This window comes from Microcystis sp. LEGE 08355, from assembly GCF_015207185.1.
Taxonomy (GTDB): Bacteria; Cyanobacteriota; Cyanobacteriia; order Cyanobacteriales; family Microcystaceae; genus Microcystis; species Microcystis panniformis.
The window spans coordinates 1-21,186 of the sequence record NZ_JADEXI010000017.1; the positions used below are offsets into that span (position 1 = coordinate 1).

The 21,186-nt window shown below is 44.4% G+C and carries 20 protein-coding genes and 1 pseudogene; 14 read left to right on the forward strand and 7 right to left on the reverse strand.

All coding sequences use genetic code 11. The features are described from left to right. From IQ242_RS25710 to IQ242_RS01630, 4 genes are all read left to right on the forward strand, one after another. Positions 1-219: hypothetical protein (locus IQ242_RS25710; protein WP_228020765.1), on the forward strand; the 219-nt coding region annotated here is incomplete at its 5' end. A 12-nt stretch (positions 220-231) separates the two neighbouring features. Then, positions 232-978, forward strand: coding sequence for a pseudouridine synthase (locus IQ242_RS01620; RefSeq protein WP_193958802.1), 747 nt, complete (start codon positions 232-234; stop codon positions 976-978). Between the two features lie 26 nt (positions 979-1,004). Next, positions 1,005-1,766 (forward strand): RodZ domain-containing protein, encoded by a 762-nt coding sequence (locus IQ242_RS01625; protein WP_193958803.1) that lies wholly within the window; start codon positions 1,005-1,007, stop codon positions 1,764-1,766. Between the two features lie 8 nt (positions 1,767-1,774). Continuing rightward, positions 1,775-2,626, forward strand: a complete 852-nt coding sequence (locus IQ242_RS01630; RefSeq protein ID WP_193958804.1) for an ADP-ribosylglycohydrolase family protein — start codon at positions 1,775-1,777, stop codon at positions 2,624-2,626. A gap of 189 nt (positions 2,627-2,815) precedes the next feature. Here the strand turns inward: IQ242_RS01630 and IQ242_RS01635 are convergent, their stop codons facing one another. Both IQ242_RS01635 and IQ242_RS01640 read right to left on the reverse strand, forming a co-directional pair. Then, positions 2,816-3,808: an aldo/keto reductase gene (locus tag IQ242_RS01635; protein ID WP_193958805.1), complete on the reverse strand. Its 993-nt coding sequence runs from the start codon at positions 3,806-3,808 to the stop codon at positions 2,816-2,818. Positions 3,809-3,859: 51 nt separating this feature from the next. Further along, complete coding sequence (locus tag IQ242_RS01640; protein ID WP_193958806.1) at positions 3,860-6,925, reverse strand: efflux RND transporter permease subunit; 3,066 nt, start codon at positions 6,923-6,925, stop codon at positions 3,860-3,862. Here IQ242_RS01640 and IQ242_RS26630 point away from each other — a divergent pair. Beyond that, positions 6,885-7,010 carry a hypothetical protein gene (locus IQ242_RS26630; RefSeq protein ID WP_255520588.1) on the forward strand — a complete coding sequence of 42 codons (126 nt, stop codon included), beginning with the start codon at positions 6,885-6,887 and terminating at the stop codon, positions 7,008-7,010. The two genes, IQ242_RS01640 and IQ242_RS26630, sit on opposite strands and share 41 nt — an antisense overlap. 255 nt (positions 7,011-7,265) lie before the next feature. Here the strand turns inward: IQ242_RS26630 and IQ242_RS01645 are convergent, their stop codons facing one another. Together IQ242_RS01645 and IQ242_RS01650 are read right to left on the reverse strand one after the other, a co-directional pair. Continuing rightward, the gene (locus IQ242_RS01645) at positions 7,266-7,610 is read right to left on the reverse strand and encodes a four helix bundle protein (protein WP_228020766.1); all 345 of its coding nucleotides are present in this window, start codon (positions 7,608-7,610) and stop codon (positions 7,266-7,268) included. Between the two features lie 68 nt (positions 7,611-7,678). Continuing rightward, positions 7,679-9,139, reverse strand: a complete 1,461-nt coding sequence (locus tag IQ242_RS01650; RefSeq protein ID WP_193958807.1) for an efflux RND transporter periplasmic adaptor subunit — start codon at positions 9,137-9,139, stop codon at positions 7,679-7,681. 277 nt (positions 9,140-9,416) lie between these two features. Between IQ242_RS01650 and IQ242_RS01655 the strand changes: the two genes are divergently transcribed. Beyond that, complete coding sequence (locus tag IQ242_RS01655; protein ID WP_193958808.1) at positions 9,417-10,775, forward strand: SUMF1/EgtB/PvdO family nonheme iron enzyme; 1,359 nt, start codon at positions 9,417-9,419, stop codon at positions 10,773-10,775. Between the two features lie 159 nt (positions 10,776-10,934). Next, positions 10,935-11,051, forward strand: a pseudogene (locus IQ242_RS26970) (Uma2 family endonuclease); the annotation flags it as partial. Positions 11,052-11,073: 22 nt separating this feature from the next. Here the strand turns inward: IQ242_RS26970 and aspS are convergent. Continuing rightward, positions 11,074-12,861 carry an aspartate--tRNA ligase gene (gene aspS, locus IQ242_RS01660; protein ID WP_193958809.1) on the reverse strand — a complete coding sequence of 596 codons (1,788 nt, stop codon included), beginning with the start codon at positions 12,859-12,861 and terminating at the stop codon, positions 11,074-11,076. Between the two features lie 220 nt (positions 12,862-13,081). On the opposite strand from aspS, the gene IQ242_RS01665 reads away from it, so the two are divergent. Then, positions 13,082-13,864: an aldolase/citrate lyase family protein gene (locus IQ242_RS01665; RefSeq protein ID WP_193958810.1), complete on the forward strand. Its 783-nt coding sequence runs from the start codon at positions 13,082-13,084 to the stop codon at positions 13,862-13,864. 383 nt (positions 13,865-14,247) lie between these two features. Here IQ242_RS01665 and petD read toward each other — a convergent pair whose 3' ends face one another. Together petD and petB are read right to left on the reverse strand one after the other, a co-directional pair. After that, positions 14,248-14,730 carry a cytochrome b6-f complex subunit IV gene (gene petD, locus IQ242_RS01670; RefSeq protein ID WP_002738373.1) on the reverse strand — a complete coding sequence of 161 codons (483 nt, stop codon included), beginning with the start codon at positions 14,728-14,730 and terminating at the stop codon, positions 14,248-14,250. Between the two features lie 51 nt (positions 14,731-14,781). Beyond that, positions 14,782-15,450, reverse strand: a complete 669-nt coding sequence (petB, locus tag IQ242_RS01675) for a cytochrome b6 (RefSeq protein WP_002738970.1) — start codon at positions 15,448-15,450, stop codon at positions 14,782-14,784. 284 nt (positions 15,451-15,734) lie between these two features. On the opposite strand from petB, the gene IQ242_RS26975 reads away from it, so the two are divergent. The 6 genes from IQ242_RS26975 to IQ242_RS01705 all read left to right on the forward strand — a co-directional run. Further along, positions 15,735-16,214 (forward strand): IS607 family transposase, encoded by a 480-nt coding sequence (locus IQ242_RS26975; protein WP_199308304.1) that lies wholly within the window; start codon positions 15,735-15,737, stop codon positions 16,212-16,214. Continuing rightward, positions 16,144-17,379, forward strand: coding sequence for an RNA-guided endonuclease InsQ/TnpB family protein (locus tag IQ242_RS01685; protein WP_370582936.1), 1,236 nt, complete (start codon positions 16,144-16,146; stop codon positions 17,377-17,379). Before IQ242_RS26975 ends, IQ242_RS01685 begins: the two co-directional genes overlap by 71 nt. Positions 17,380-17,420: 41 nt before the next feature. Beyond that, entirely contained in the window at positions 17,421-18,857 is a 1,437-nt protein-coding gene (locus tag IQ242_RS01690; RefSeq protein WP_193958813.1) for a circularly permuted type 2 ATP-grasp protein, read from the forward strand. A 112-nt stretch (positions 18,858-18,969) separates the two neighbouring features. Beyond that, on the forward strand, positions 18,970-19,971 hold the full coding sequence (locus tag IQ242_RS01695) for an alpha-E domain-containing protein (protein WP_147070269.1): 1,002 nt from the start codon (positions 18,970-18,972) through the stop codon (positions 19,969-19,971). Next, positions 19,971-20,837, forward strand: coding sequence for a transglutaminase family protein (locus IQ242_RS01700; protein ID WP_193958811.1), 867 nt, complete (start codon positions 19,971-19,973; stop codon positions 20,835-20,837). The genes IQ242_RS01695 and IQ242_RS01700 overlap by 1 nt, the downstream gene beginning before the upstream one ends. Before the next feature lie 12 nt (positions 20,838-20,849). Next, the coding region (locus IQ242_RS01705; RefSeq protein WP_147070274.1) for a hypothetical protein at positions 20,850-21,186 on the forward strand (337 nt) is incomplete at its 3' end.

A 21,186-nucleotide genomic window follows, 5' to 3' on the forward strand; every position in this document is an offset into this window, starting at 1 on the left:
TATAATGGAGTGTTGGAGTCTCGTAAAAAACGCAAAGATTCCCATTATAAGAAAAGTATAACCGAAGCCGCCGCCCAAGTCAAGGGATTACTCCTCTTTTTTTTGAGAAGTTTTCCAAGAAAAAAAACAAAGAGGCAGCCGGAGATATTCGGTTTTTCTTCACTTTTTGGGCGAAAAAACCCTTTCAGGATGCCTATAATAGGACATAGAAAGGGTTAAAACTAAAAAAAAATGGCGGAGAGAGTCCAGAAAATCCTTGCCCAGTGGGGAATTGCCTCCCGAAGAAGGGCGGAGGAGATGATCGTAGCCGGCCGGGTGAGACGGAATGGCAAAATCGTGCAGTTAGGAGAAAAAGCCGACCCCGAAAAAGATCACCTAGAGATAGACGGAAAAAAAATTGAACCGGCCAATCGTCCCAAAAGATTGTATATACTGGTCAACAAACCCATTGGTGTGGTTTCTACCTGTAGGGACCCACAAAACCGGCCGACGGTAATTGACCTTTTGCCCGACTCCCTCGCCAGCGAGACGGGGTTACATCCCGTAGGCAGGTTGGACATCAACACCACTGGGGCTTTACTCCTCACCAACGACGGTCAACTGACCCTCACCCTCACCCATCCCCGTTATCATTTGCCCAAAACCTATCGGGTTTGGCTAGATGGTGCGATTGATAGACTTGCTCTCCAGCGTTGGCGAGAAGGTATCTTCTTAGAGGGAAAAAAAACCTTACCCGCACAGGTTGAGATTCTCAAGCAAACCGACCAAAAAACCCTATTAGAAGTTATTTTAGTGGAGGGAAGAAATCGGCAGATTCGCTCTGTAGCCGAAGAATTAGGTTATCACGTCCTGAAACTTCATCGCAGTGCTATCGGTCGTATTCAACTAAACTCCGGTAATAATTCCCCCTTACCCTTGGGTGATTACCGTTTTTTAACCCTTGATGAACTGAAATATTTAAAGAACCAGATTAACTAAGCTGAAAGTCAGCCCCTAATAGCGATATGTTTCGCCTTCTCCAATCACAACTTGATCCCCAGCATAAACAACGAACCAAATTACTGGAAATCGGCGTTTATTTGCAAAAAAATCGCCTAGAACAGTCCCTTTCTCTCGAGGAAATTGCCCAGAAAACCCTAATCCCGCGCCATCGCCTAGAAGCACTGGAAGCGGGGGATTTGGAGGCATTGCCCGAACCGATTTATATTCGTTGGTTAATCAAACAATTTGCTGAAAGTCTGTCCCTGGATGGTGAGACGATTAGCCGACGTTTTCCCACCAAGGTCAATAACTTTTTTAGGGGAACAAAACCGTCTTTATCGCTGCCGAGTCTTCAAATTCGCCCGATTCATCTCTATTTTCTCTATTTAATCTTAGTTATTGGTTCCGTACAAACCCTATCCCACGTCCTGCAAAAATCGGTACTGCAATCGAATCGCTTACCGCCGCCTTCCTTGCCACAGGAGCAAATTGTCCAACCGAAAAGCAATCCCCTTCAACCGGTAGCCAACAAAACCAGCAATAATCAGCAGCTGGTGGTGGAGGTAAAACTGGAAGATGACTGCTGGCTGCGGGTGGTGGTGGATGGGAAGACAGAATTTGAAGGTGTGCTGCCCCAGGGAAGCCATCGCACTTGGCAAGCAAACCGAGAATTAACCGTGAGGGCGGGTAATGCCGGCGGGGTTTACGTTGCCGTTAATAATGCCCATGCCCAACAACTAGGGCAACCGGGCAAAGTCGAGGAAGTCACCTACCGGGCAAATTGAGCTAATTTATGCAAAAGGTTTTTTCACCCCTCGATCGCCTTCAGGGAGGGTTAATCGGGGCATATATTGGGGAATCCTTGCATAATCAACCCCTAATACCAGCCTTTAACTATGAGGCTACACCGAGGACGACCCTGCTTTTGCAAGCTCTGCAATCTCAGGAAGATTTGCCCATTGCGATCGCAGCTAGGCAGCAGTCGGAATCGGCGTTATTATTTGTGCTGTTGCCGGAGATTTTAACCTGGCCTGACCATGGGGAACGTTGGCAAGCTAGATTAAATTTTTGGCTGAAAAAGGGCTTAATTTCCGAGTTAACCCGACAAGAAGCGATAATTTGGGGAGAGGTAGTAGGTCTGTTATTAGAGGGAAAAAGGCCTTTAAATCAGTTAATAGGGCAATTGCTAACTATTAACCCCAAGAATAAGCTATTAGAGCAGATTCGGTCAGCTTTAAGGCAAAATCATCCCTTAGAGTCCATTTTATCGGCTTGGGCGAAAGATAGCTCACCTTTAGGAATTGCGATCGCAGCTTCTCTCTATACCTTTCTGCAAACGACCGAGGATTTCGCCGTTAGCGTGCGTCGCGCTAATTCTAGTCCCTATCAACGGCAATTAACCACCACTTTAGCGGGAATTTGGGCGGGATTGTACAACGGTATCGAGGGGATTCCCCTAGCTTGGCGGCAAAATTTGCCGAAAGAGCCAGTTAAACAGCAATTAATCGATAAAGCTGGGGAAATCTATCGAATTTCCCTAGGCATATCTCCTCATCTTGTCCTATCTCCTCACACTGCCGTCGCTTACGGGGGAACAATCCAACCCCGTCCTAGCTTAAAATTGGTCTCTCAAGACAATACTTAGGGTTTGCTGAAAAAGTTTTTCCTGGTGTGGGGTGTGGGGTTTTACCGATTTTGAGGGGGTCAATTACCCAATTTTCAGGGAAAAAGTCCCGGAATTTTCCCCCCAATCACTGCAAGGGTCGGCACTTTTTGAGGTCAAAGAAGTCTAAAAGCCTTATCCAGCAAAGTTTTTAGATTTATTCAGCAAACCCTACTTAGTTTGAAAGATATTTTGCACCATTTTTTTATCTAAACCGGCGGCAATTTTATCTAATTCTGCTATTTCCCCACTGTCTAAACTCCATCCTAAAGCACCTAAGTTATCCTCAGCTTGCCGAACATTTTTCGCTCCGGGGATAGGAATTGTTCCCTTACAGATACACCAATTTAAAGCAACTTGGCTAATAGTTTTATTTTTAGCTTGGGCGATAATTTCTAGGCAACTCATCAGGGGAGAAATAGCGGGAATTAATTGACCAAAAAGGAAGCGACGTAATCCGGGGGGTAAGTTTTTATTATCTCGATATTTCCCCGTTAATAACCCCAAAGCTAAGGGACTATAGGCAATAATTTTAATACCCAATTGATCACATAGTTCCTTTAATCCCAAGTCAGTGAGAGGATAGGTAGAAAGGAGAGAATACTGTACCTGTAAACTGGTAATAGGAATGCCGCGACTGGCAAACTTTTGATAGGCAGACTTCAATCTTTTCGGTCCAAAATTGGATAAACCGACTCCTTTAACTAACCCCTTTTCCAGACAATCCCCCAATCCGTCTAATAATGCACTCTCCTGCCATGGCGCATAATTGCCCGTTGACCAGTGCATTTGCACTAAATCCACCAGGCGACCCAATCTGGTTGCCGAAGCTTGACAAGCTTTCACCATGGCATGACGGGTTAAACGCCAAGGATAAGGGGCGAGTTTGGTGGCAATACGGATATTATCGGCGTTATAACCGCTATATTCCCCTGTAAAGCGTCCTAATAGCTTCTCACTCTGTCCGTTGAGTTTGCCTGTGCCGTAGGAGTCTCCCGTATCAAATAGGGTGACACCCCGCTCGACGCAGAGATTAAAAACCGCTTGTAACTGGCTATCCATACTCTCATCGTAACCCCAGAGAAGACGATTTCCCCAGGCCCAAGTACCGCAGCCCATGGGGGGAAGGGATAGAGTTTGATGTGTGACTGTTAAGGGATTCATGGGTCAGTTTCTCTGGGTTTTTTCTCAAGCTTTCAGAGAGATATTTTACTACTAAATCGACTTGGGTTTTTGTTTAACAAATAATCCCCGGAACCAATAGTAAAAACTATCGATATAAGTAAAGATTACCGGCACAACCACCAAAGTTAATAGGGTGGAAGTGGTAAAACCACCAATAACGGCAATCGCCATCGGTGCGCGAATTTCCCCATCTGCACCTAAAGCTAAAGCAATCGGTAACATCCCGGCAATTGTGGAAACGGAGGTCATAATAATTGGTCGTAAACGAGAGACTCCCGAATCAATCACCGCCTTAAATTGCGGTTTCCCTTCCTGAAGACCACTCAAGGCAAAATCTACCAACAGAATCGCATTTTTAGTGACTAATCCCATCAGTAAAACTATACCAATTAAAGCGTATAAACCTAACTCTTTTTGGGTAATTAAAAGAGCGATTAAAGTACCACCAATCGATAAGGGAAGGGAAGTTAAAATCGCTAAGGGATAGAGGAAATTGTTATACAATAAGACCAGAATCCCATAGATAGAAATAATTGCTAAACTTAACGCCCCCAAAAAACGAGCGAAGATATCGCGCATAATACGAGCATCACCAAAGGGTTCTTCTGTCACCTCTGGGGGTAGGTTTTTCATGATTGGTAAAGCGCGAATTTGTGTCACCGCACTTCCCAAAGAAACTCCCTCTAAATTAGCTCCAATATTAACCTGACGTTGACGGTTAAAGCGTTGAATTTCCGCAGGTCCACTACCTAAGCTAATTGTTGCCACCGAGTTAAGCGGTACTAACGTCCCATTACTGCTAGGAACGCGCAAATTTTGCAGAGTTTCTATCTCACTGCGTCCATCGTTGGCAATTTTTACCCGGATGGGAATTTGTCGGTCAGCCAGGTTAAATTTAGCTAAATTAAACTCATTATCGCCGATTAAAGCTAAAGATGCAGTACGGGCGATCGCTCTGACTGAGACTCCCTGATCGGCAGCCCGCACGGTATCCGGTTGAATAATGATCTCCGGTTTAACTAAACTTACCCCGGAACTGACCTCGACAAAACCGGGTAAAGCTCGCATTTCTCGCTCTAATTTTTGGGCAGTTTGGGTTAAAATATCGCCATTTTCACTTTTTAAAATAATAGCCACATCCTTAGTGCTTCCTGCTCCCCCCTGCGCCCGAAAAGTCACTCTAGCCCCCGGTATCTTCTGGAAATCCCGACGGGTTTGTTCCTCAAATTGCCGTTGAGTTAGCGATCGCTGTTCCTTAGGAACTAAATTAACATATATTAAGCCCGTATTTACCCGTCCCGAATCTCCCGGAATAGCCAAAACATTAGCGACGGCGGGATTTTTTTGTAGTAAACTATTCACCTGATTAGCCACGGCAACAGTATCATTCAAAGTCGCACCGGGAGGCAATTCTAGGCTGATCGTACTTAATCCAGTATCCCCGGAACTAAATAACCCTTTTGGAATCAAGGGAACTAACTGTAAACTACCGATAAAAAAGACCAAAGCCGCCAATAAAGTCAGGATTCGATGACGTAAAGCCCAAGTTAACAAACTTTTGTAGGGACGAAAACGGGGGCGCGAGGACGGATTACTATCACCAGTTTTCAGCTTTTTCGGCTGTAGAATATAGGCACTTAACATCGGGGTGACGGTGACAGCGATCAAACTGGAGAATAGGGTAGAAACCGCCACCGTAACGCCGAAAGGTTGAAAGAATTGCCCCGGCACACCGCCCATAAAAGCAACCGGCAGGAATACCGCCATAATTGCCGCCGCACTGGCTAAAACGGCTAATCCAATCTCTTTTGAGGCATCAAAGGCCGCTTGCAGGGGTTTTTTACCCATAGCTAAATGTTGATCGATGTCCTCCACCATACACACCGCATCATCCACCAGATTACCCAAAGCTAAAGCTAAGGCCAGCAGGGTCATGCCGTTAAGGGTATAATTTAGGGCCTGCATCACCCAAAAAGTCGGGAAAATCGACAAAGGCAGGGCCAAACCCGTGATAATTGTGGCGCGCCAATTGCCTAAAAATAGACCCACCGTGATCACCGTCATCATACAACCAATCAGGAGATCGCTAAGAAGGCTTTCGTAACTAGCACGAATTGAGTCGGCACGGGTAAAAATTAATTGAAATTTAAGATCTTCGGGCAGTTTTTTCTTTAAATTCTCGATTTCTTGACGCACTGCTGTTTCTACCGTCACCAAGGTGCTGCCAGTCCCCCGTAAAATCGAAAAACCCACCACTGGCTGCCCATCTAAGAGGGCCATTTGTCGAGGATCACTGGAACTATCGCTAACTGTCCCTAAATTGCTTAGGGGGACGGTATCACCGTTAGGTAAAGAGATTTGATAATTCCTTAAATCTTCGATCGTTTCAGCGCTGCCGAGGGTGCGGACAGTTTGTTCACTACCACCGATTTCCGATCGCCCCCCGGGTAAATTAATATTAAAACTGCGAATTTGGTCATTAACTGCCGTGGCCGTGATAGCGTAGGCGATCAGACGACCGGGATCTAAATCTACACGCACTTCTCGATCGACTCCCCCAACGCGATCGACTCGTGCTACCCCCGGCACTCCCGTTAAAGCTCGGCCAATTTGACGATCGACTAGATCACTTAATTCGGCGATCGATCTTTTCGGGGAGGAGATGGTATAGTTCATCACCGCACCCCCGGCAAATTCTAAACGTTGGACAATTGGATCATTAGTATCTTGGGGTAAATCCTGCCGAATTTGCGCTATGGCATTGCGTACATCATTGGTAGCGCGATCGCTGTTAGTGCCAAGGATAAAGTTAACGGTGGTGGTGCTGCTGCCTTCGTTAATGGTAGAAGTAATTTGATCGATATTACCCAAAGCAGCCACCGCATCCTCGACTTTTTTGGTGACTTGGGTTTCCAATTCCTCTGGACCCGCGCCGGGTTGATTAACGGTGATAATCACGGCCGGAATGTCGATGTTAGGAGAGCGATCGATCCCTAATCCTAGAAAGGCAATGTATCCCATTACGGCCATGACCAGGGAGATCAGGATCGTCGGAATGGGATTTTTGATAGACCAATTAGAAATATTAAAAGCCATAATTTCAGTTATCAGTTATCAGTTATCAGTTATCAGTTATCAGTTATCAGTTATCAGTGGGGAAGTTATCAGTTACCAGATGTGAGTTTTCAGTTACTGGTTATCAGTTATCAGTTTTTGGTTTTTGGTATTTTCTTGGCAGGTTTTTAGAATAGCCCAAAGCATTTTACCAATTTCCTCCGCATCATCATTGATACTTTGAAAGGCTCTTTCCTCTATGTAGAGCTTGCTGAATAAATCTAAAAACCTTTTTGGGTAATACTTTCAGACTTTTTGTCAATCAAAAAGTCCCAGTTCTGGAAGCGATCGGGGTAAAATTCAGGTACTTTTTCTCTGAAAATTAGGTAATTGACCAGATGAGAATCGGTAAAAACCTACACCCCACACCCCACACCCTGTCCCTACGAAAAACTTTTTCAGCAGACCCTATGTAATTCGTGTCTTTCAATAGAGACAGCCAATACTTTGTTTCTAGACATTCCTTATAAGCTATTGACATTTTAGCTCGAAAATTAGCTTGAGAAATAGCTCCATTAGCTTCGGCAATGTTAGCCCCGATTGAAGTGCCACTCCTTAATAGCTGTTTTGACAAAACATATTCTTGTTTAGTCTCACACAAATATTTATAGCCTTTAACAATCCTAATGGCAAATTTATAAGCTTTATCATAAACTTTACTCTCCATCCGTTTGCCCCGCTACCGATCACTGATTACTGATTACTGATTACTGTTTACTGATCACTGATCACTGATTACTGATTACTGATTGCTGTAATTTTGTCGCCATCACCGAGATAGGCTGCCCCTTTGACCACAATGCGATCGCCCGCTTGTAAACCAGTGAGAATTTCCACGCGGTTATTCGGCATAATTTGACCTAATTGCACAGTTTTGGCGGTGACGATGTTATCAGGTCCCACTAAATAAACTAGAGCTTGATTATCTTTTTGGGGTAAAACTGCGGTCATGGGGACGGTTAAACTGTTGCTAGTATTCGTCACGATCGCACCTCGTAAAAACATCCCCGGTTTTAATCCTGTATTGTCGGTTAAATCGACTTTAACCGTTGCTTGACGGGATGCCTCATCGACGATCGGATTAATTTCGCGCACCTGTCCCGATAATTTTAAACTGCTATTAGCATCGGAAGTGATAGTAACAGGCGCTCCGACGCGGATTAAGGGCAATTGATTCTCAGGAACCCGTAATCTTAGCTCTAAACGCCCATTTTCGATGATTTTAAAGAGAGCATTTTGACCGTTGGTGGTATCCCCGATGCGGCCATTTCTTTCGGCAATTTTGCCACTGACCGGGGAAATCAGGCGCGTCTCGTTTAATTGGGCGTTAACAATGGCTAAACGGCTTTGAGCTTCCGCTAATTGGGCTGTAGCTTGGGCGATCACCTCGGGACGATTGCCAGCTTGCAATTGTGCCAGTTGCTGCTCTGCTTCTCCTAAACGAGATTGGGTCTGTTGTACGATCGCCGCTTGCTTTCTTTCTTCATTGAGGACTTCATCGAGACGATCCCGGGCGATCGCTCCTTCCGCTTCTAAACTTTGGTTTCTCTGGACGCGTTTTTTGGCCAAATCCCAATCCGATTGAGCTTGACTAATTTCGGCTTTTATGCGTTGAATAGTTTGTTTAGCTCCAGCGATCTCCTCTTTACGGCTACCCGCTTGCAATTCTGCCAAACGCGCCCGGGATTGGGCGACATTTGCCTGTGCTTGGGTTAATTGCGCTTGTAGGACGGTATCATCGAGACGAGCGAGAATTTGACCTTGGCTGACCCTATCCCCCTCATCGACAAAGATTTCTTTGATTTGTAGTCCTGTCGCTTGGGAAAGAATCGGGATTAATTCATCGGCTGCCACGCTTCCAGTCGCTTTCAGGGTGCGGGCCACGGCAGTGGATTCTACCCTAGTGGTGGTTACTGTTTGTGCTGGTGCCTCATTTTTTGCCGCTACGGGCTGAGTATTGGGGTTTTGGGCTGTTTGGGGTCGATTAGCGAAACGAATCGCCCCTAGGGTCAATAAAACCCCCAATCCCACACCGATAAATAAACCCTTTCCTCCCGATAGCCAAGAGTTGGTTTTTGTCGGTTTTGGCGAGTATTCGGTTTCCTCTGGCTCAATTTCGGGATTAAATGCGATAACTTCGGGAACTAGCGAATTATCGGCTGAATGCTGGTTATTTTCTAGGGTATCTGGCCGCACGATCTGCCCTCTCGGTAGATTTTGGATAAAATGTTAAGTTTTGTATCCATTTATAATCTAACGGAAAAAGGTCACGGGTGGGGAAAGTGAGAAAGTGGACTTGCTGTGAAAATCCCAAATTGTCCTGGTTGGTGAGGAATCAGTAGGCAGTAGTCAGGAGACTCCGAGACAGGAGACAAGAGAATTAAGAATGAGTAATAATCAATTAAATGGTTTATTTAGAGATTTTCTGCCAGTTAATCTGGCTCTCCCGTACTTGTGGTCATAAGAAAAAGTTATGAAAAAGTCAGAGATCCAAATTTTCCTAGCTCACGCTAGTGAGGACAAACCAGCAGTTTTGGCACTGCATGACCGCCTCAAGCAAGCGGGATATAAACCTTGGTTAGATAAAAAAGACCTGATTCCGGGTCAAATTTGGCGAGATGAAATTCCGAAAGCGATTAAAGCTAGTCAGATTTTTCTCGCCTGTCTGTCAGGGAAATCGGCTAATAAACAGGGATACATCCAACGGGAGTTGAGGATTGCACTTGATACCTTGGGACAGATGCTACTGGGGACAATTTTTTTTATTCCCATGAGGTTAGAAGAATGCGAAATTCCTGATCTGCGACTTGCAGAAGTTGGCTTGAATCTGCGAGACCTCCACTGGCTTGATTATTGGGAAGAAGACGGATTTGAGCAACTAGAAAGAGCAATTACCTATCAATTCAAGCTTGAACCAGAAGAGCCAAAACAACTGTTATCAGTATTTAACTTTGAGGTGGTGGGAGTAAATGCGAAGGGTGAGCAAATTAGAAAAGAGTCGAAACAGTCCCAATATTTCAGGGAAGATCTGGGCAAAGGCATCACCTTAGAAATGGTCGCCATTCCGGGGGGAACTTTCCTGATGGGAACAGAAGATGAGGAAATCGAAAGACTGGTGAAAAAATTTAATTGGGAAGGATTTAGAAGGGAAAGACCACAACATGAAGTAACTGTCCCACCCTTCTTTATGGGTAAATATCCCATCACCCAGGCCCAGTGGAAAGCGATCGCCTCTCGCACGGATTTAAAAGTTAAACAAGACCTTGATTTCAACCCGGCCTATTTTAAAGACCGTCCCGATAGCGATCGCCGTCCCGTGGAACAAGTCAACTGGTACGATGCGATCGAGTTCTGTGCGAGATTATCAAAACTAACGGTTCGGGAATACCGACTACCGAGTGAAGCGGAATGGGAATACGCTTGTCGTGCTGGAACCACCACCCCGTTTTACTTTGGGGAAACCATTACGGGGGAATTGGCTAACTACAATGCCAGTAATACCTACGCCGATGAACCGAACGGAGAATATCGAAACGAAACAACTCCCGTGGGACAATTTCCCCCAAACGCCTTTGGACTGTACGATATGCACGGCAATGTCCGGGAGTGGTGCGCCGATACTTGGCACGATAACTATGACGGTGCGCCGACGGATGGCAGTGTCTGGATAGAAAATGGTAATGATAATCGTTCTCCTCTGCGGGGCGGTTCCTGGGGCTACAATCCTACTTACTGCCGTTCCGCGATTCGCTACGACTACTACTTCCGCCGCGTCAACCGCATCAACAATTACGGTTTTCGGGTAGCCTGCGTTTTCGGGAGAACTCTCTAACCCTTTTTCCTTTTTCCCCTTTTACCCTCATTCCCTATTTTTTCTTTTTTCTTTTCTTTCCCGTCCTTAGGCGGGTCGATTTTGTAGGGGCGAACTCGACCCATTTGGTCGATTTTTGCTTAACAATTGTCAAGGATTGTTAAGATGCGCTTACCCTGCACTTTTCCCCTAGTTCCCAAAACTAAACTCTAGGAATTTTTAGCCACTGCTAAAGAGGATGAAGTGAGGGCAGAAAAGAATTTAAGAGCATGGTGTCAACAGACTTGCAAAAATTAGGTGGGCATTGCCCACCCTAATCTTAGGATGGCGGTTTGTAGGTAGAAGCAACGGATAATTCTTTTAATTGCTTCGCTGCCACTGTTGAAGGTGCAGAAGTGAGTAAACAACTAGCTTGCTGGGTTTTCGGGAAAGCAATCACATCGCGAATTGATTCTTCTCCCGCTAACAACATCACCAAGCGATCTAAACCGTAGGCGATGCCACCGTGGGGAGGGGTTCCGTATTCAAAAGCTTCTAACAAAAAGCCGAATTTATTATAGGCTTCCTCTGGGGATAGACCGATGGTGGCGAAGACTTTTTCCTGTACTTCCCGTTGATAGATCCGCAAACTGCCGCCACCGATTTCAATACCATTAAAAATCATATCGTAGGCTAGGGCGCGAGCCTGGGCTAGATCGTCTAAATCTTCGGGATTAGGGGCAGTAAAGGGGTGATGCAATGCTTCTAGGCGTTTTTCCTCGGCGTTGTATTCAAACATCGGGAAATCCGTCACCCAGAGGAGGTTGATTTTCTCGGGATCAATTAATCCCAATTGTTCCCCTAAAACTAAGCGTAGGCGGGATAGGGATTTATTGACTGTATCGGTATCTCCTGCCCCAAATAAGAGCAGATGCCCCGGTTTTGCACCAGTATTCTCGATTAAAGCCTGTTTTTGTGCCTCTGTCAGGTTATCTTTAATCGCACCGATGGTATCAAAATCGTAATCTTCGCGCACGCGGATATAGGCGATTCCCTTCGCCCCCGCATCGGTGGCTTCTTTGAATAAATCCCCACCCGGTTTGATTCTGACGTTAGAAATCGCCTCGTTACCGTTGGGAATCGGTAAAACTTTCACCGTCCCCCCACTAGCGATCGCACCTGAAAACACCTTAAATCCCGAATCGGCAAAAATCTCCGCCACATTGACCAATTCCAAGCCAAAACGGGTATCGGGGCGATCGATCCCATAGCGATCCATAGCCTCAGCATAGGTTAAACGAGGCAGGGGCAGGCTTATATCGATATTTTTGACTTTTTTGAAGATATGAGCGATTAAAGCCTCATTCAGGGCTAAAATCTCAGGTAAAGAGAGAAAACTCATCTCCATGTCCAACTGAGTAAATTCCGGTTGACGATCAGCACGCAGATCTTCATCCCGGAAACAGCGGGCGATTTGATAGTAGCGATCCATTCCCGACACCATTAATAATTGCTTAAATAGTTGCGGTGATTGGGGTAAAGCGTACCATTGGCCGGGGTTGACACGGGAAGGAACCAGATAATCCCGCGCTCCTTCGGGAGTCGATCGAGTTAAAATTGGCGTTTCTACTTCGATAAAATGCTGTTCATCTTCGAGAAAACGGCGCATTTCTTTGACAACTTGGTGACGTAGTTGTAAATTCTGACTCATCCGCTCCCGGCGTAGGTCTAGATAGCGGTATCGCAAGCGCACATCTTCCCGTACCGATTCACTTTCGGAACTGGAGACGACAAAAGGCAATTGTTTAGTAACCCCGTTGAGAATCTCGATGCTAGTGGCGTAAATTTCAATTTCTCCGGTGGCAATGCGCGGGTTAAGGGATTCGGTAGGCCTTTGACTGACTGTTCCCGTCACCTTAAGGACATACTCGTTTCTGACGGTTTCAGCAATGGGATAGGAAGCGGGGGTTCGTTGGGGATCACTGACGATCTGGACAATACCACTGCGATCCCGTAGATCGATAAAAATAACGCCACCGTGATCGCGACGGCGATCGACCCAACCGAAGAGGGTGACACTTTTTTCAATTTCGATCGCGCTAAGGTCGCCACAGTAGTGAGTTCGCATAGTCTAACTAGAGAATTACTTATATTACGAATGTAGTATAGAAAGGATGTGGCCAGAAAAAAATCAGACGGCCTTGTTCATTATGCCAGTATTTTGTCGCTTTTGTCCTCTTGTTTAGGGTATTTTTATGGTCTTCTAGTCCTCAGCTATCGGCTTTTCGCAGATCGGCTATAATCAACAAGGCTCCTCTAGCAGTTACCGATTTTGAACGATTAAAAACATGAATTCCTTAGAAAAAAAAATGGTGGAACTGTTAAGAGAACTCAGGGAAGATCACCATGTTTCAGGGGTAAAAGCGGAATTCGAGACGGAAGGAACCCGACTAACGGAAGCGATGCGGTTGAAAGAAATTAGTCTGCAAGCGGGGCTGGATTTTAATCTGAAAATCGCCGGTTGCGAAGCGATCAGAGATATCTTTGATGCAGTTAATTTAGGAGTTGATCGCTTGATTGCTCCTATGGTAGAAACAGCCTATGCTTTACAAAAATATCTGCGGGCAGCTAGGAGGGTTTTAGCTGATCAAGGGGTGGAAGATGTGGAGTTATTAGTTAATATCGAAACGATTACTGCCTGTGAGAATTTTCAGGAAATGTTGGCGATTCCAGAGATAAAATCTCTCCATGGTATCGTCATCGGACGCATGGATTTAGCCTGTTCTTTGGGATTAACTCGCCGGGATGTCAATAGCGAGCAAGTTTTAGATCTGGCTTTACCTTTGGCAAAAAAAGCTAAGGCTGCCGGTTTGACTGTGGCTATTGGGGGTGGGGTGTCACTAGATTCTTTACCGTTTTTCAAAATGTTCTGCCAAGGACATTTTGACCGCTTCGAGACGCGCAAAGTTATCTTTAATTGTCCCCAAGCTTTGGATAATTTTAGTTTAGCTTTCCAAAAGGCGATCGAGTTTGAATTACTCTGGCTAGAGAATAAAAAAAATTATTATGGTGCTATTGTTCGTGAAGATGACCGGCGTTTAGAAATCCTCCATAATTTACTTTTTGGTTAAAGATACTGGTCCCTTGATTGATCGTGCAAAACCTAGACATATCCAATCAATCTGACAAATAAAAGGCAGGACTGGCTGAATAAATCTAAAAACCTTGTTGGATCAGATTTTTAGGCTTTTCTGAAATCCAAAAGTGCCAGGGATTGGAGTGAGCGCGGGGAAAATTCCAGGACTTTTTCCCTGAAAATTAGGTAATTGACCACCTGAAAATGGGTAAAACCCTACACCCCACCTGCCCCCCCGATGTCGGGGGGGTTGGGGGGGGCCACACCCTGCCCCCAAGAAAAACTTTTTGCCGCAAACCCCAATTAAAATTGCCCACGATCGCTCTTCCAAAGTCAGGAATCACAAGCGTGGGCAAAAAACTGCTGGAGTTCAGTAACTTAGAACAAACCGAGAGTTAAAGATATATCGATGGGGAAAGTGGCACCAATACCTAACCAAATCGTGACCACAGTACCAAATAGGAAGATAGCGGTAGCGACGGGACGACGGAAAGGATTTTGGAATTTATTGACGCTTTCAATAAAGGGAACTAACATCAAGCCTAGGGGAACGCCGGCCATGCAAGCGATACCTAAGAGTTTGTTAGGAAGAATACGGAGAATTTGGAAAACGGGATAAAGATACCACTCTGGCAGAATTTCTAGGGGAGTAGCGAAAGGATCGGCAGGTTCACCGATCATGGTGGGATCCATAATCGCTAAACCGGTGCAGAGTCCGATCGTACCGAAGATAACCACCGGGAAGACATAGAGCAGATCGTTGGGCCAAGCGGGTTCACCGTAGTAGTTGTGACCCATACCTTTAGCCAACTTAGCGCGGAGAGCGGGATCGCTGAGATCGGGCTTTTTTAATGTGGACATGGATAATGTCTCCTAAAAATGATTTCGGACCGACAGAGATATTTTTCTGAATTATAGAGGCCCAGAAATGCCTTGTTTACGGATCATCAAGAAATGTAGCAACATGAAGACCGCGATCGACCAGGGTAGTACAAAAGTATGTAAGCTGTAGAAACGGGTTAAAGTTGCTTGACCGACGCTTTCGCTACCGCGCATCAGGGTGACGAGTTGATCACCGACGACGGGAATAGCAGCAGGTACACCGGAAACAATTTTAACCGCCCAGTAACCCACCTGATCCCAGGGTAAGGAGTAACCGGTGACACCGAAGCTAACGGTGATCACGGCCAGGACAACCCCAGTTACCCAGGTTAATTCGCGAGGTTTTTTGAATCCACCGGTCAGATAGACGCGGAAAACGTGCAGGATCATCATTAACACCATCATACTGGCGGACCAGCGATGGATAGAACGAATTAACCAGCCAAAGTTAACTTCGTTCATGATGTACTGTACGGAGGAGAGGGCCTCTGCTACAGTGGGTTTGTAGTAGAAGGTCATGGCAAAACCAGTGGCAAACTGGATCACGAAGCACACAAGGGTGATACCACCCAGACAGTAGAAGATATTAACGTGGGGGGGAACGTATTTGGTGCTGATATCATCAGCGATCCCTTGAATTTCTAAGCGTTCCTCAAACCATTGATAGGCTTTAGAATCCGTTACTTGTTTGGTAAACATCGCGTAACCAGTAAGAAAAATGAAAGATTTAAGGTGTGACCTTTAAAAAATGTAACACAGTTTTCAGGGCTAATTCTCGCTCTTGTCAGGTTTCTCCACCGGTGGGGATCAATCAGCGATCGCTAGTCCCGAAAAACCGCCAACTTCCTAAAATTTCTCTTAAAATGTCTCCTAGACTACAAAAAATCAGGCCAATTGTCCGACACTGGGAATAGGTAAGGTTGACAGCTAGTTACTGATTTGCTCACATTGACCTACATACGCCACTATTTAGGCGAACGTTTGTGACCCTAAGAAAAGCCGTTGAGCTATGGGGATTACATCCCAATACATTAAGAGAATATGCCGATGAAGGGAAAATCAAAAGTATCAAAAACGAAGCAGGGCAACGATTGTACGATGTCCAGTCTTACGTCAATGGTGCAGCTAGAGCTTCCCTTGTTTGCTACTGCCGAGTCAGTTCAATCAAGCAACGAGATGACCTTGAGAGACAAGTCAGCTTTATGCGCGGATTCTATCCAGAGGCAGAAATCATCAAAGACATCGGTAGTGGGCTTAACTTCCAAAGAAAAGGACTTAGAGCCATACTGGACAGATTATTGTGGGGAAATAAACTCACAATTGTTATGTCCACACTGGACAGATTATGCCGATTTAGATTCGAGCTTATACAGTACATGGTCGAACAAAACGGTGGCAAAATCTTGGTTCTCGACCAAACTGTTCACAGTCCCGAATCAGAACTTACAGCAGACTTGTTATAAATACTTCACATCTTCTCTTGCCGAATGTCCGGACTCAGGAAGTACGCTCAAAAAATCAAAGAAAGTGCGGATTTATCCAACAACAGAACAGAAGAAACTGATGAAACACTGGTGGGGAGTATCTCGGTTTGTCTTCAACCAAACCATTAAATATCTACAGGAACCAGATAGAAAAGCTAATTGGAAGGCTATCAAGACCGGAATCATTAATGATTTACCAGAATGGGCTAAAGAAGTCCCCTACCAGATTAAATCAATAGCAGTCAAAGACCCTTGTGAAGCCGTTAAAAATGCTCAAAGAAAATATCAAAAAACTGGGGAAATCCAGAAAATAAAATTCCGTTCCCGTAAAGATAAACAGCAATCATGTTATATTCCTAAGTCAGCCATTTCAGAAAAAGGAATATATCACACAAAATTAGGGCAAATACGCTTCACCGAATCACTGCCCGACAATTTTGGGGATAGCCGATTAGTATCCAGAAATGGACAATACTATTTAGCTATTCCCCATGAGGTGCAACGATGCGAATCCGATAACCAAGGACGCATTGTCGCCCTAGACCCCGGTGTTAGAGATTTTCTGGCACTATTCTCGCCTAATAGTTTTGGCTCAATCGGGAGTCAGGATATAGGTAAAATCCAACGATTATGCTATCACCTTGATGATTTAATTTCTCGTTCTACCAAAGTTAATGCTAAAACCAGAAACCGTTATCGAAAAGCAGCTAATCGACTAAGAAATAAAATCAGGAATTTAGTAGATGAACTTCATCATCAAGTTGCTAGATTCCTAGTTGATAACTTTGATGTGATTCTTTTGCCTACTTTTGAAGTGTCAGAAATGGTTCTAAAAAATAGCAGGAAGATTCGCTCAAAATCTGTTAGACAGATGCTTAACTGGTCTCATTACCGATTTAAGCAATTTCTCAAGCATAAGGCTTTTGAGATGGGTAAATTAGTAATAGACTGCTGTGAAGCCTATACGTCGAAAACAGTTAGCTGGACTGGTGAATTAATACATAACTTAGGTGGAAAAAAAGTCATTAAATCCAAGATTGATGGCAAGACGATGGATAGAGATATTAATGGCGCACGAGGAATTTTTCTTCGTGCTTTGGGAGATACCCCCTCTTTAAGAGACTCTCTTAGAGTGCATTGTTAATGTATGTTAGCAAAAAAGTATCGGTATGGAATGAGGTCAGCGTGCTATTAAATACCTACGATCCCGAAGGCTTCTACGACGAACTATTCTTAGATGATGGTCAACCTCGTCCCCACTCGTCCCCTTTAATCAAATGGTTACAGAATCTGCCGCCCCGAGAACTTCAACAACACCGGGAAACCGCTCAGTCGGCCCTGTTTGAATTGGGGGTGACTTTCAATGTCTATAGCGACAATCAAGGGGTAGAAAAAATCTTTCCTTTTGATATTATTCCCCGAATTGTAGCGGCTGAGGACTGGGATTATTTAGAAAGAGGACTGAAACAACGCATCAAAGCCCTCAATCTTTTTCTCTCCGATATCTATAATGACCAGTTAATCATTAAAGATGGCATTATTCCCCCCGAACTAATCGCCTCAGCGACGGGATTTCTGAAACCCTGTGTGGGACTGAAACCCGCCGGAGGTATCTGGTGTCACATCACGGGGACCGATTTAGTCCGCGATAAAGATGGTCAATGGTACGTTTTAGAGGATAATTTGCGGGTTCCTTCCGGTATTTCCTATGTCCTCGAAAATCGTCGGGTAATGAAAAGCACCTTCCCCGATATTTTCCAGACAATGAATGTTAAACCTGTGGATGATTATCCTTCCCATCTGTTGGAAACTCTCCTTAATTTAGCACCGCTCCAATTACCTAATCCCACCGTAGTGGTTTTGACCCCCGGAACCTATAATTCTGCCTACTTTGAACATTCTTTTATCGCCCAACAAATGGGGGTAGAATTAGTGGAAGGGCGTGATTTAGTCGTCTTTGATGGTTATCTACAAATGAAAACCACCAAGGGATTAAGACGGGTAGATGTGGTATATCGTCGCCTCGATGATGACTTTTTAGATCCGGCGGTTTTTCGTCCCGATTCGATGTTAGGTGTACCCGGATTATTAAAAGTTTTTCAGGAAGGCCGCGTCGCTTTAGCTAATGCTCCTGGTACGGGAGTCGCTGATGATAAGGTTATTTATGCTTTTGTCCCCGATATGATTCGTTATTATCTGGGAGAAGAAGCGCTTTTAAATAACGTTCCCACCTATCTTTGTTGGCGAGAAAAGGACTTAGATTATGTTTTAAATAATCTTGATAAATTAGTTGTGAAAGCTGCCAATGAATCGGGAGGTTATGGGATGTTAGTTGGTTCCCAAGCTACCTCGAAAGAACGAGAAGAATTTGCCCCACGCATTGCCGCTAATCCCCGCAATTATATCGCTCAACCAGTGTTAAGTCTTTCTAGGGTTCCAACTTTAATTGACACGGAAATTGAAGGTCGTCATGTGGATTTACGTCCCTATATTCTCCATCGTGGCGATGAAATTTATGTGCATCCCGGGGGGTTAACTCGCGTAGCTTTGAAAAAGGGTTCTTTAGTGGTTAATTCTTCTCAAGGTGGTGGCAGTAAAGACACTTGGGTTTTAACCAAGTAATCAGGACAATAATCAAAATTTTGGTGGGTTACGGCGAAAATTAAATCATCAGTCAACTGCGTAAATTATTGTCGCCTAACCCACCCTACCCTTTCCTTTTTCCCAGTTAATTATGCTTAGTAGAGTTGCTGATTCAATTTATTGGTTAAATCGCTATATTGAACGGGCGGAAAATGTCGCTAGGTTTATGGATGTTAACCTTAATTTAATGTTAGATGTACCTACCAGTGTTTTGCAACAGTGGGAACCTTTGGTTTTAACCACGGGAGATTTAGAACAATTCAAGAAACGTTACGGCACAGCCACCGCAGAAAATGTGATCAATTTCTTGACATTTGACACGGAATATAGTAGTTCAATTATCTCTTGTTTGCGCTGGGCGCGAGAAAATGCTCGGTCAGTTCGCGAGATTATTTCTTCGGAAATGTGGGAACAGGTTAATGGTTTTTTCTTAATGGTAAAAGACGCTTCCTCTTACCATCCTCAAACTACTTTACCTAACTTTTTTACCCAAGTTAAATTGGCTAGTCACCGTTTTGCGGGGGTGATGGATGCAACGATGACTCATAATGAAGGTTGGCATTTTGGCGTTATGGGAAGATTACAGGAACGCGCCGATAAAACCGCCAGAATTCTTGATGTTAAATACTATTATCTCTTACCTTCCGCTCAATGGGTAGGAACTTCTCTAGACCAAATTCAATGGATTGCTTTACTGCGGTCGGTGAGTGCCTACGAAATGTATCGTAAATGTCAACGACGGATTACTCCTAGTGACGTGGCCGAATTTTTAATTCTTAATCGAGAATTTCCTCGTTCAATTCACTTTTGTCTGCGGGAATTAGACCACTGTTTACATCAAGTTACAGGGACTCCTATAGGAACTTGGGGCAATTCAGTAGAAAGAAGTTTAGGGCGACTTTGTGCCGAAATGAGCTATCTAACTATCGAGGATATTATTGAAATGGGATTGCATGAATTCCTCGACCATATTCAAAAAAGAGTTAATGATGTGGGAATAAAAATGACAGAAACTTTCTTTGTTTTTAATCCTGAACTTGCCTCACCTCTGCCAGTAAATAACTTTCAATATCAATCCCAATTAACAACTTAATGCGTTATCACATTCGGCATCAAACTAACTATTTCTATAATCAACCCGTGATTTTATCACCCCATCTGCTGCGCTTGCGACCAAAATCCGATGGTGGGCAAACTTTGCGAGAGTTCACACTCAAAATTAACCCAGAACCTTTAACAATAACTAATATTATCGACCTCGATGGCAATTCTTGTTTACAAATTTGGTTTAATCAACCGACGGAAGAATTATTGATTGATGTGGTCAGTGAAGTAGAAACCCATGGGGTTAATCCTTTTCAGTATTTGTTGGAACCTTGGGCGACCTGTTTACCCTTTGATTATCCCATTTCTCTCCACAGTCAATTACAACCCTACAGACAATTTTATGGGTTAAATAATGACCCTGATATGGCAGCATTAGCCCAAGAAATTATGCAGGAAACCGAAGGACAGGTGCTATCTTTCCTGTTTAATCTCAATGACAAAATTTACCGAAATTGTCAGCAAATTATTCGTCTTACCGGGGAACCCTATCTACCCGGAAACACTTGGAAAAATAAGCAGGGTTCCTGTCGCGATTTTGTGGTTTTATTTATGGATGTGTGTCGCTGTGTGGGATTAGCTTCCCGTTTTGTCAGTGGCTATCAAGAAGGAGATTTAGACCAAGAAGAAAGACATTTACACGCTTGGGTAGAGGTGTATTTGCCGGGGGGCGGCTGGAAAGGTTATGATCCTACCCATGGATTAGCGGTGAGTGACCGTCATATAAGCCTCGTTTCTAGTCCAATTCCCCGTTATTGCGCGCCGGTAGAGGGAAATGCTCGACCGGTTAATCTCGGTCATCAAGTGATAGAATCTCAGCTATCATCGACAATTTCCATCGATTTGTTATCTTGAGGATGATTCTTTATGGCTAAAGGATTTGGCACAGCAACAAAAGGACATTTAGGCTATGTTTTATTGTTGTGTCCTACTGCTAATGCCTATGCGGCTAATCATAGTTTAGATGGGGAGGGAGAGGAGTTTATTGGGGTTACTAATATGTTAGAAATGGCGCAAGTTTGGACTAAAAAAAATGCGGCGCGTGAGGCAATAATCAAATATGCAGATTTTTTGATCCAACAGTTAGAAGAAACTCCCCAAGTAAATATTCAGATTAGAAGTTTAAAGCGTTTAGCCAACGGCAAGTTGGTTACGGAAGTGTTAGAGGAGTTAACTTTTGAACAAAATTCGGCTTCTTCTAGAT